Genomic DNA, 12165 nt, shown 5'->3' with positions numbered 1-12165 from the left:
AGCGACGACTGAGAATATATCAACTCATTTTCTAATTTTGCGTAAGTCCTATCAAGAATGGAAACAGGCAATAAAGTGGTTTCGCGGACATGCCCATTTACGTGAAGATGCGTTTTCTATAGAGACTTACGATGAAGTGGAAAAGCATTTTCAAAACCTTGATAACCTTTTATATGCCGCTGCGGGCAGTGAACTTGAACAGTTAAGGAGTATCCATGAAATCCTGGAAGAAGCCAACGAGTGAATTGATTGATAAAGCCCTCGGCTCGTTTAAGAAGGAACATCACCGTAAGTATTTTTTTTCTCGCTTGGAAAACCCATTGTGGCTTAAACCTCTTGCGGAGCGCGGATGCTTTAAATACCCTCCCAAAGCCCAGCGGTTTGATGATGGCACAGTTCAATTCGCTTACTGGCCCGAGATTCAATATCTTAGGAACGTGTGTAGTGAGATGCCTGATGAAGTTGTCAAGTTGTTGATAGACCTTCCTGAAACCGATAACGCTGTTGTCTATGACGGTATTTTAGATATAGCATTGCAACTTCCTATAGAATACTCCGTGAAACTTAAAGACAAAATCCATGAGTATGCTGGTGTAGATCATCAATTCCGGACGTATAGATACGCTAATCTATTAGAGTATTGGGCAAAGGAGAATCAGACATCAACAGCATTGGAACTCGCAAAAATACTGATTAAGTTTGCACCTGACCCCCAGTCGGAGGAAAAACGCAAACAACGACAGGAAAGCGTAAACGATTGGCGCGCAGCAATAGGAACATCACTTTATCCTGTTCATAAATATAGTCACTCGGAATACGCAAATATAATGTCCAAAGGCGTTCGTCGACTTGCTGAAAAGGAACCTTACAAAGTTGCTTGCCTTCTTATTGATACGACAAGGGATATGATTCATTTGCGGACACATCAGGAAGACCGTGGTAAAGAAGCTGATCTTTCTGATATATGGTGCCCACGTCTTCGTGAAACGGATAGTGACATCGGAAGACCCGAGAAAATACTTGTAGGGACACTCACATTTGTATGCAAGAAGGTGTTTGAAAAACCATCTAACATAGTTGCGGATTTAGACGAAGTTTTACAAAAGCAACAGTGGAAAGTTTTCAAACGCCTACGCTATCACCTTTATGGGCAATACACGAATGAACAAACAAAACCGTGGATAAGAGAACTAATTTTGACACATAAAGATTATAGGTTGTGGGAACATCATTTTGAATTCCAACGGATGATACGACTTGCCTGTGAACACTTCAAAGATACATTGCTTTTGGAAGAAGAACGGACTCGTATTTTCGATGCTATCCTTAAGGGGCCATCAAAAGAAAATTATCGTCATTGGATAGAAGGATGGTTAGGTGAGAAATTTACTGAGGAACGCTTCAAAGAACGCCAACAGCGTTTCCATTGGATGCAGCTAAGACCTTTTGAATCTATCCTATTTGGAAAATATGAAACTCGTTTCAGAGAATTACAAGATAAAATCAATAAATCAATTTCCGATGAGGATTATCCACCTTATAAAAATGAAGTTAGAAGCAGTGGAGTATCTGAACGTAGTCCACGCACCCCAGAAGACCTTTCTAAGCTCACCAATGAAGAGTTACTTGATTTTATTAACAAGTGGGAAAAGAGTGATGAGTTCTATGAAAATAATTCATTTAGAAGGGTTAATATTGAAACACTTGCCAATGCATTTCAAACCATTTTCAGAGAGTCAATCATACCCGATCCTAACAGACTGAAGTTTTGGATGAAAAATCGCAAAAGGATAGAGAGACCCATTTACGTACGCGTGATGATTTATGCAATGCAAGCGTATGTAAAAGAAAAAAACTTTGACAAACTTGACGAGTGGTTAACATTCAACGAATGGGTTCTTTCACATTCAGACAGAGAACACAATAGAGACTATAAGCAAGGTGATGAATCCCGTGAGAATCAGAACTGGACCAACGCACGACGAGCTGTCGGCGACTTTATTGGCGTATGTCTTGAAGAAGATGTGGATATCCCTATTACTGCCCGAGAAAAACTCGCAAAGATCCTGGAAATGCTTTGCACACAGTATGATTGGAACTTGGATGCGAACAATCCATGGAGATTGTATCGTAATGATCCACTCACCGAAGGCATTAATAATACACGAAGCCGAGCATTGGAGGACCTTGTCAAATTCGGCTTCTGGTTACGCAGACATGAACCGCAATGCAAAACCCCTGAAGTAACAACGCTTCTTAAAAAACGGTTCTCCTCAGAAACAGATTATCCTTTGACACCACCTGAATATGCCATTTTGGGTATGTACTATCCTTCGCTTTGTAGCTTCAACGAAAAATGGGCAATTGCACGTAAATCAGATTTTTTCCCACAGGCACAAAGTAAACGTCAAGAATGGTACGCGGCGTTTAGCAGCTTTATCCTCTGCAATGCGGCACTTAAGCAAATCTTTGAAATTCTTAAAGACGATTTCAATTTTGCCTTACAACATTTATCTGATTTCAAAAAGCATGATCTCATTGCACGACAACCCATCGATGTCTTCGGTGAACGCCTTTTTAATTATTATCTGTGGGAAATGTTCCCACTTGAGGGTCAAGAAAGCCTGCTTGAACAATTTTACCAACAAACTGACGAAAAACGAGAACATTGGGCAAACCTGTTCAATAATATAGGACATCGCTTGTCAAGCACCGGAAAAGATTTAGACCAAAGTATGAAATACAGAGTAAAGAAATTTTTTAATTGGCGTCTTAAACAGGAAGAACCGACAGAACTCCGATATTTTACCTATTGGTTGCAAGCCGAGTGTTTGGAAGCTAAATGGCGGTTGAAGGCATATTCCAAAGTCATAGATGTATGCAAAGCAGAAGATTACGAAGTAGAAAATTGGGAAATTTATCTAAAGGAATTATGTCAAATGCTGCCAAAACATACAGCTGAAGTTGTTGAGTGCTTCTTTAAACTAACCAATGGTATTGAAAATAAAAATATCTACATTCAGACAGAGGAAGCAAAAACCATCCTAAAATCAGGTCTTAATAGCAGGGATCCTGTTATCTCTGAGAATGCCAAACGCGCCCTTAATGACCTACTCCGCGCTGATAAATTAGAATTTATGGACCTTGCAATTAGCAATGACAAACAAATTTCGGAAGAATGATGTCTGAACAATTCCTTCATTCACTAATTCAATAAATTCCTTTACAGCCTATGTATTATCTCAAAATCCTCAAGGATACTAATTACCAACGCATTTTAACTTGACATCCGTTAGCAAAAATAGTATAATATATCATAAAACTTTCCAAAGAGGTGAAGGGTGAATATTGTATCAATCTATAAAACGCTGGCGCGGAAACCGACCCAAACATCTCCAGCGATTATGTTAAGTTTCTTACTGACCGCTGAGAGTGCGGGGAATGCCACACAGAGAACCTTCATACCGTTGATTTGCGCAGCGGAACGCCCTGACCGCTAACTCAAAAATGTTACACTTTTCGGACTTATTATTTTTTTCATAATTAAAAAATAATGTCTATAAACCCTTACAGTGACTGGGTTCTTTACCGATAGCGGATGTCCACAAAATGTTACACCAGTGTAACATTTTTAACGGAAATTCCGGTAAAACTATGCATTATAGATACTCCGAACGCCTCTCACTTTTTAGGGTACGATGAAATTAATTTGTAGGCAAACCGACAACTAATATCCAACCGGTGTGTAAAGTTTTTGACATTCAGGGGTGAAGGGTCGGGAATCGGAGTTCCCTCCTACAAGAAACATAGGGTAAGAGCGATCTCTGAATCGCGACTTTCGACGAAATATTTACACCCCTATATCCAACAATCCAAAATTTGATTTAAAAATAGGTTTTTGCTATAATACGGTTTTAAAATAACACCCTTCATTTATAAAGCGAAAGGAGATTCCGGTCATGCAAGATTTTGCGTATATTGCCGCGAACACCGTCTCAGAAGCCGTGACACTACTCGATGAGAAAGGACAAGCCGCACGTATCTTAGCAGGTGGCACCGACCTTATCGTCCAAGTGAGAGAAGCACGGCGAGACGTTGACTGGATGATCGATATCAAATCTATCCCCGAGGTCAATGTATTAGATTACAATGCCGACACCGGCTTAACACTCGGTGCTGCAGTCGAATGTTATAAGATTTACGTCGTTGATGAAATTTGCGATGCCTATCCGGGTTTAATCGATGCAACCAAAATTATCGGTGGCACTGCAATTCAAGGACGCGCCGCGGTCGGTGGTAACCTGTGTAACGCTTCACCCGCTGCAGACTGTATACCACCGCTGATTGTGCTAAACGCCACTTGTGTCATCGCCGGTCCAAACGGCGAACGCGAACTACCCGTCGAACAATTCTGCACGGGACCCGGACAGACTGCGTTAGAAAACGGTGAGATGCTCGTATCCTTGAAGATACCCGCACCTGCAAGCAATTCAAGTTCCTTTTATCTCCGGTTTATCCCGCGCAATGAAATGGATATCGCTGTTGTTGGTGCCGGTGCCTCTGTGACCCTTGATGACGCAAAACAGACAATCGTTTCTGCTCGGATCGCGCTCGCTGCCGTTGCCCCAACGCCGCTCTTCGCGGAAGGAGCGAGTGCTTTACTCGTTGGTCGTGAAGTCTCTGATACCACCGCAATCGACGAAGCTGCAGGAGCCGCACAAGCCATTGCACGCCCGATTAGCGACATGCGTGGCACAGCAGAACAGCGAACACACCTCGTCGGTGTACTCACGCGACGCGCACTTAACGGCGCAATCCAGAGAATCCGAGACGGCGCATAAATTGGGTTGTTTCGTCCGAATCAGGGATTGACACGGATTGATTAATTTTTGTCCCTATCGGAACGATAACAGTTTTCTTCTTTTACTCAACGCAAAAGGAACTCATAACTATGGCGAGAAAATCGCACGTTCAAACCACTATTAACGGTGAAACGACAGAATTTCTCTGTGAATCCCGGCAAAGTTTGCTGGAAGTCCTCAGAGATGAACTTCACCTGACCGGTGCTAAAGAGGGATGCAACAACGGAAATTGCGGAGCCTGTAGCGTCATTCTCGACGGCAGACTCGTCAATTCATGCCTTGTACTGGGTGTCGAAACTGAAGGCAAATCTGTCGAGACTATCGAAGGACTTGCCGAACCTGACAAACTGCACCCCATCCAAGATGCCTTCCTCGAAAACGCCGCCCTCCAATGCGGTATCTGTACACCGGGCTTTATCATGAGCGCCAAAGCACTTCTGGATCAAAATCCAAACCCGACTGAACACGAGATTCGATACTGGTTGGCTGGCAATTTGTGTCGCTGTACCGGTTACGATAAAATCGTCCGTGCTGTGCTTGATGCAGCCGCAGCGCAGTGAAAGGAGCGTCTTTCGACGGAAGAATAGAAATGACTGAAAACAAAGAATACAAAGTTGTTGGAACCCGACCTATCCGCCATGACGGTGTTGACAAGGTCACCGGCAGAGCACTTTACGGGGCGGATTTTCAGATCGCAGGACTCCTCCACGGCAGAGTGCTGCGGAGCCCACACGCACACGCCCGTATCCTCTCAATCGACACGAGTCGTGCTGAAGCTCTTCCGGGAGTCAAAGGTGTTGTCACTGCTCAAGACCTGCCGACTGCTGAGGATCGAGTTGCCGACCTCGGCGAGGGTGCTGTCAATCTCAAACATCTCTGCGATAACGTTTTAGCGAGTGATAAGGTACTGTACAAGGGACACGCTGTTGCTGCCGTTGCGGCAACAAATCCGCATATCGCAGAAGAGGCTTGCACACTCATTGATGTTGAATACGAGGTGCTGCCACCCGTTTTAGAGGTGCGCCAAGCCATGGAGCCGGATGCCCCGCTCCTGCACGAAACCCTAAAAACCACCTCAATGGGCGAGACAGCTGACGAACCGAGCAACGTCGCAAGCCACATCCAACACACGCTCGGGGATCCTGAGAAAGGGTTCGCTGAAGCGGATGTCGTTATTGAGCGTGACTTCGTTACAGGCACTGTCCACCAAGGCTACATTGAACCGCATAACGCCACCGCACATTTCAACCAAGACGGCCATCTGACCATCTGGTGTAGTACACAGGGCGCGTTTACGGTGCGTGAACAGGTCGCCGAAATTCTCCAATACCCGATTTCCAAAATTAAGGTCGTCCCGATGGAAATTGGTGGCGGATTCGGGGGTAAAATTAACGTCTACATTAAACCCGTCGCCGCTTTGCTGGCAAAGAAAACAGGGAAGCCGGTCAAAGTCTTGATGAACCGCACGGAGGTGTTTGAAGGCACAGGACCGACCCCTGCATCCTACGTCCGCGTCAAGATGGGTGCGACCAAAGAGGGGAAAATAACCGCCGCTGAGGCATATCTCGCCTTTGAAGCAGGCGCGTATCCCGGTTCCCCTGTCGGACCTGGCGCAATGTGTATCTTCGCACCCTATAGCATTGAAAACGTTATTATTGACGGCTACGATGTCGTTGTCAATAAACCGAAAACCGCGCCCTACCGCGCCCCCGGTGCACCAAATGCAGCTTTCGGTTCGGAAACAGTTATTGACGAGATCGCGGAGGAACTCGGCATCGATCCACTTGAGTTCCGGTTAGCCAACGGGGCAAAAGAGGGAGACCGACGCGCAGATGGACCCGTTCACCCGCGCATCGGTTTTATTGAGACAGTTGAAGCAGCGAAAGCGCATCCGCACTATACCGCACCGAATGGAAAGAAGTCCCACGGTCGTGGTGTCGCTTCCGGTTACTGGTTCAATATCGGCTTGGAGTCGAGCGTGACGATTAATGTCAACTCTGATGGCACGATTAACCTCATTGAAGGTTCCACAGACATCGGCGGCACCCGCGCTTCCATCGCCATGCAAGCGGCAGAAGTCCTCGGTATCCCCGCCGAATCGGTTAACCCGAGTGTTGTTGATACCAATTCTGTCGGTTACACTGCTGTAACGGGTGGGAGTCGTACAACTTATGCGACCGGTTATGCCGCCTACGAGGCAGCGCAAGATGTCAAGCGGAAGATGATTGAACGTGCTGCGAAACTCTGGGAAGTCGACGCATCCAATGTCCAGTTTGAAGACGGTGTATTTTCATCCATCAACGGCAAGGAGGAGCAGATTAGTTTCCGCGATCTGTGCGGACAACTCGGTCAAACCGGCGGTCCGGTTGTGGGCAGTGGCACTGTGAATCCTGGTGGTGCGGGTGGTGCGTACGCAACGCACGTGGTGGATGTAGCAGTGGACGAGGAGACCGGGAAGGTCGAAATTCTTCGCTACACCGCAGTACAGGATGCCGGAAAAGCGATCCATCCCAGTTACGTTGAAGGACAAATCCAAGGCGGTGCGGTTCAAGGTATCGGTTGGGCATTGAATGAGGAATACATCTACAATGACGAAGGCACGATGACCAACGCCAGTTTCCTTGATTATCGGATGCCGACTTGCTTGGATTTACCGATGATTGATGCCGTCATCGTTGAGGTCCCAAATCCGGGGCATCCGTACGGTGTGCGTGGGGTCGGTGAAGTGCCGATTGTGCCTCCAATGGCTGCCATCGCCAACGCTATCTACGATGCAATCGGTATTCGGATGACAGAACTCCCGATGTCGCCCGATCGACTCCTAAAAGCGATGGGTAAAATCTAATTCGCGATTGTACCATAGCCTGTTAGGCTGTGACACCGCAAACCGCGAATAGCGAACCGCAGTCCAAGTTTAGAAGTGCAAAGTGTGCGAGAGTGTGCGAAAGTTGTGTGTCATCAAACCCAATTTTCAACTTCCAAACTTTCGTACACTTGCAAACTTCTTTTTCGCGAATAGCGAACCGCAAACTATGCCAACCGTAGTTATCCCATCCCTCATGCGTAAGCTCACAGGCGGCGAAGCGAACATTACGCTTCCCGGTACAACTGTCCGTGAAGTAATTGATAATTTAGAAAGTCGCTATCCGGGTATGAAAGAACGGTTATGCCAAGAAGATCGTCTTAAGCCCGGCATTGGTGTCTACATCAACGGCCTCCTCACCCGGGGATCTCTCCTCGAACGCGTTGACGCTGACGCAGAAATTCATTTCCTCCCTGCCATCGGGGGCGGTGTTGCAGAACCATCGCGCTAAAACTCTACGACCTTTTGAACAGGTGATGTGGATGTCCGGCCGGCTTACCATCGCCGCAGACCAAAACTCACAAATTGTTAGGTACAAAAATGCGAAAAGAGAATCAAGGCTTATCTGAAACTGAAGCCCTACAACCCATCCCCAATGGGTTGGTTGTCCTTACCTTTGATGACGGTAATAAGTCAGACTATACTTATGTTGGACCTTTGTTGAAGCGTTACGGTTTTGGGGCGACTTTTTTCATCACTGAAGGCCTCGGTTTTCTGGAAAACAAAGATCACTATGTTACATGGGAAGAGATCCGTGAGTTACACGATGAAGGTTTTGAGATAGGAAACCACACCCGTCATCATAAGCATACCACGACACAATCGAAAGCAGAATTGCTGGCAGACTTGATATACATTGATGAACGGTGCGAAGAATACGGTATCCCTGTTCCTGAGACCTTTGGCTATCCGGCGGATTGTCGCGGACCGGAAGCGATAGAAGTGTTGTCGGAAAAAGGGTATCGTTTCGCACGGCGTGGCATTGGACCGGAGTTTCCATTTCATCCAGAGGGCGGACGTGGACCGGCTTACGACCCTAAGGTCCATCACCCGTTGGTCGTGCCATCAACAGGTGTCCCTGGTCCAAACTACGGATTCGAGGATTTGGTTTGGGCAGTTGAACAGGCGAAAGATGGGAAAATCGCTGTCCTAACGTTTCACGGTGTGCCTGCGCTTGAACATCCGTGGGTTGACATCTCACCTGAACTGTTTAAGACATACATGGATTATCTTCGGGAAAGCGGTTGTACTGTTGTTGCGTTGCGCGATCTGGCAAAATACGTTGACCCATCAGAATCGACTGGAAAAAGCATAACCTATTTTCCATAAAATCCTTAGCGAGGCGATGGATGTATTGCTGAAAATTTCAAGAAAACGATAAACAAGTGAATATTAAAAAACAACCAAAGTTTGGACAGTTTCTGTCCAGATCACAATCTGTTTCCACCGCATTTTTTGTTTTTTCTTACAGTTACCAACACAAACGCAACTTACAGAAAAATAAATTGGACTGCATTCAAGCGCAGCCCCAGCGGGGCGAAATGTCTATAGAAACGCCGTACCCCCTAAGCATAAGCCCCAGCGGGGCGAAATGTCGATCGCACCTAAAATTATCCAAACCTTAGTAAAAATAAAAAGTCTAAAGCAAATCGCTTGAGTCTGGTGGTCCTTACTGCAAGCATGATAGATACAATCCTAACTCGCTATACCCAGACATCGAGTATGTTTGGTTACGGCAAAACGAGAATCGATCATGAACGTCGAAAACTCTACTATCTTTGAAGGCACCAACCTCGATACCCTGCACAGGAGGGAATAATATCCTATGAAAAATGAATTAAAATATCTTGTGAACGAACAAGTTATAGATTTACTTAAGGAGATAGATATCCGCACTGAAGATGTAAAAAATAATGGGCGGAAATGGGCGCGGACATCTGAGTTAGGTAATTATTTTGGAATAAGTAGGAGTAATTTAAGCAATCGTAATTGTAAAGACTTTCCTGACGCATTTACTCAGATTCCACCTCAGGAAGGGGGCAAATGGTATATCCAAATAGAGTTCATCCCGTGGGTAGTTTTTAAATCTGTTTCAAATCATACTGGGGATCCCTCATCCGAGTTCCATAAACGTAAAATAGATTTTCTCAATAGGATTGGTATCTCAGTTCCAAAATCACAATGGTATATTTACTTCATTCAATCAGAAGATACAAGATATATCACAATAGGGCGGACTGCAAATTATTTATCGGGAAGCAGGTTTGAGAAAATAGAACGGGATCATGGCCCATGTTTAGAATTAGCGTCCCATCCTACTAATGACCCAGTAGGAGCAGAAAAGCGCCTCCACAGTCTTTTTAAACGCCTGCGGGTTGAGGGGAAGAAAAAGGACTGGTTCAGACCTGGAGAAGCGTTGATGGGTTACATAGAAGCTGTAAAAAATTCTACCTCCTCTACATGACATATGGGAAACCGAAGGGCGACTGCAACGACCATAAGACGCAATTTCCATTCAGAAATACACCCACTGATATCTGGTACAAAAGCGAAACATAGAAGCCATCTCTGAATTTCGACTGTTCCAATATGAAAGGCGCGAGATCGCGTAAAAATTAGACAAAACTACCGAAACCAAAAGAAAAAACGTTTTTATAAAAAAAAAAATGATGAATTTGTAAAAAAATAGGGTTCGGGGGCAAAATTCTGCATTTTTTTTACAAATTAATTTGACAAAGGTTTTTTGAAAGTGTATAATTAACATTACCTTTCAACAAGAGAGGTGATTTTGTTCTTTGAAAGTTAAATAGTGAACGTGACGTGCCTATTAATAGCTTGTGAGTACGGTTCAATTCATTTGAAGATGTACTTCAATACTTTTGTGGAGAGTATGATACCGGCTCAGGACGAACGCTGGCGGCGTGGATTAGGCATGCAAGCCGAACGAGAAACCGGGCTTCGGCCCGGCGGAAAGTGGCGAACGGGTGAGTAACGCGTGGGTAATTTGCCTCTGAGATGGGGATAACAACTCGAAAGAGTTGCTAATACCAAATACGATTCGGTTGACTTCGGTCGGCCGTATGAAAGGTGGCTTCGGCTGCCGCTCGGAGATAAGCCCGCGTCCTATTAGCTTGTTGGTGTGGTAACGGCGCACCAAGGCTACGATGGGTAGCTGGTCTGAGAGGATGGTCAGCCACATTGGGACTGAGACACTGCCCAAACTCCTACGGGAGGCTGCAGTCGAGAATATTTCGCAATGGGGGAAACCCTGACGATGCGACGCCGCGTGGGGGATGAAGGCCTTCGGGTCGTAAACCTCTGTGTTACGGGATGAATCGAGCGTTGCTGATAACGCAGCGTTCTTGACGTTACCGTAGTAGAAAGCCCCAGCTAACTACGTGCCAGCAGCTGCGGTAATACGTAGGGGGCAAGCGTTGTCCGGAATCACTGGGCGTAAAGCGCGCGCAGGCGGTAGGGCAAGTCAGACGTGAAAGGGTTCGGCTCAACCGAACCATTGCGTTTGATACTGCTTTACTTGAGTCTAGAAGAGGAAAGTGGAATGTATGGTGTAGCGGTGGAATGCTTAGATATCATATAGAACACCCGTGGCGAAGGCGGCTTTCTGGTCTAAGACTGACGCTCATGCGCGAAAGTTTGGGGAGCAACCGGGATTAGATACCCCGCTAGTCCTTACTGTAAACGATGGGTACTAAGTGTAGGGGGTGTTGATTCCCTCTGTGCTGTAGCTAACGCATTAAGTACCCCGCCTGGGGAGTACGGCCGCAAGGTTAAAACTCAAGGTAATTGACGGGGGGCCGCACAAGCGGTGGAGCATGTCGCTTAATTCGAAGCAACGCGAAGAACCTTATCCAGGGCTTGACATCGCAGTGACCGCTATAGAAATATAGTTTTCCTTCGGGACACTATGACAGGTGCTGCATGGCTGTCGTCAGCTCGTGTCGTGAGATGTTGGGTTAAGTCCCGCAACGAGCGCAACCCCTGTCTTTAGTTGCCATCAGGTAATGCTGGGGACTCTAAAGAGACCGCTGGTGACGAGCCAGAGGAAGGTGGGGATGACGTCAAGTCCGCATGGCCCTTATGCCCTGGGCTGCACACGTGCTACAATGGTCGGTACAGAGGGACGCCAAACCGTGAGGTGGAGCAAATCCCAAAAAGCCGACCCCAGTTCGGATTGCAGTCTGCAACTCGACTGCATGAAGTTGGAATCGCTAGTAATCGCGAATCAGCAGGTCGCGGTGAATACGTTCCCGGCCCTTGTACACACCGCCCGTCACGCCATGGGAGTTGGTAGCATTCAAAGCAGGTGACCCAACCCTTCGGGGAGGGAGCTTTCTAAAATGAAACCGATGACCGGGGCGAAGTCGTAACAAGGTAGCCGTAGGGGAACCTGCGGCTGGATCACCTCCTTTCTAAGGAGCA

Annotated in this window: 9 protein-coding genes and 1 rRNA gene; all 10 read left to right on the top strand. The window is 46.4% G+C overall.

All coding sequences use genetic code 11. The features are described 5' to 3' along the window. Positions 1 to 244, top strand: a 244-nt coding sequence (locus OXN25_13115) for a hypothetical protein (GenBank protein ID MDE0425798.1), incomplete at its 5' end; no start/stop codon positions are given. Then, positions 216 to 3182, top strand: coding sequence for a hypothetical protein (locus tag OXN25_13110; protein ID MDE0425797.1), 2967 nt, complete (start codon positions 216 to 218; stop codon positions 3180 to 3182). The genes OXN25_13115 and OXN25_13110, both read left to right, overlap by 29 nt. A 159-nt stretch (positions 3183 to 3341) precedes the next feature. Next, on the top strand, positions 3342 to 3500 hold the full coding sequence (locus OXN25_13105; protein MDE0425796.1) for a hypothetical protein: 159 nt from the start codon (positions 3342 to 3344) through the stop codon (positions 3498 to 3500). Between the two features lie 459 nt (positions 3501 to 3959). After that, entirely contained in the window at positions 3960 to 4841 is an 882-nt protein-coding gene (locus OXN25_13100; protein ID MDE0425795.1) for a xanthine dehydrogenase family protein subunit M, read from the top strand. Between the two features lie 110 nt (positions 4842 to 4951). Further along, complete coding sequence (locus OXN25_13095) at positions 4952 to 5422, top strand: (2Fe-2S)-binding protein (protein ID MDE0425794.1); 471 nt, start codon at positions 4952 to 4954, stop codon at positions 5420 to 5422. Positions 5423 to 5451: 29 nt separating this feature from the next. Then, positions 5452 to 7707 (top strand): xanthine dehydrogenase family protein molybdopterin-binding subunit, encoded by a 2256-nt coding sequence (locus tag OXN25_13090; protein MDE0425793.1) that lies wholly within the window; start codon positions 5452 to 5454, stop codon positions 7705 to 7707. A gap of 187 nt (positions 7708 to 7894) precedes the next feature. Then, positions 7895 to 8176: a MoaD/ThiS family protein gene (locus OXN25_13085; GenBank protein MDE0425792.1), complete on the top strand. Its 282-nt coding sequence runs from the start codon at positions 7895 to 7897 to the stop codon at positions 8174 to 8176. An 89-nt stretch (positions 8177 to 8265) separates the two neighbouring features. Next, positions 8266 to 9054, top strand: coding sequence for a polysaccharide deacetylase family protein (locus tag OXN25_13080; protein ID MDE0425791.1), 789 nt, complete (start codon positions 8266 to 8268; stop codon positions 9052 to 9054). 496 nt (positions 9055 to 9550) lie between these two features. Further along, positions 9551 to 10189 (top strand): hypothetical protein, encoded by a 639-nt coding sequence (locus tag OXN25_13075; protein ID MDE0425790.1) that lies wholly within the window; start codon positions 9551 to 9553, stop codon positions 10187 to 10189. Between the two features lie 414 nt (positions 10190 to 10603). Further along, positions 10604 to 12155 (top strand): 16S ribosomal RNA (locus tag OXN25_13070). Positions 12156 to 12165: the final 10 nt, after the last annotated feature.

This window comes from Candidatus Poribacteria bacterium (assembly GCA_028820845.1).
Classification (GTDB): Bacteria; Poribacteria; WGA-4E; order WGA-4E; family WGA-3G; genus WGA-3G.
The sequence above is the reverse complement of the archived record's forward strand: the minus strand, read 5'-3'. Positions and strand labels throughout refer to the sequence as shown.

Excerpts from the sequence above, each read along its gene's own strand:
- OXN25_13090 (MDE0425793.1), top strand. The coding sequence starts at position 5,452 with ATGACTGAAAACAAAGAATACAAAGTTGTTGGAACCCGACCTATCCGC.
- OXN25_13085 (MDE0425792.1), top strand. The coding sequence starts at position 7,895 with ATGCCAACCGTAGTTATCCCATCCCTCATGCGTAAGCTCACAGGCGGC.
- OXN25_13080 (MDE0425791.1), top strand. The coding sequence starts at position 8,266 with ATGCGAAAAGAGAATCAAGGCTTATCTGAAACTGAAGCCCTACAACCC.
- OXN25_13095 (MDE0425794.1), top strand. The coding sequence starts at position 4,952 with ATGGCGAGAAAATCGCACGTTCAAACCACTATTAACGGTGAAACGACA.
- OXN25_13110 (MDE0425797.1), top strand. The coding sequence starts at position 216 with ATGAAATCCTGGAAGAAGCCAACGAGTGAATTGATTGATAAAGCCCTC.
- OXN25_13075 (MDE0425790.1), top strand. The coding sequence starts at position 9,551 with ATGAAAAATGAATTAAAATATCTTGTGAACGAACAAGTTATAGATTTA.
- OXN25_13100 (MDE0425795.1), top strand. The coding sequence starts at position 3,960 with ATGCAAGATTTTGCGTATATTGCCGCGAACACCGTCTCAGAAGCCGTG.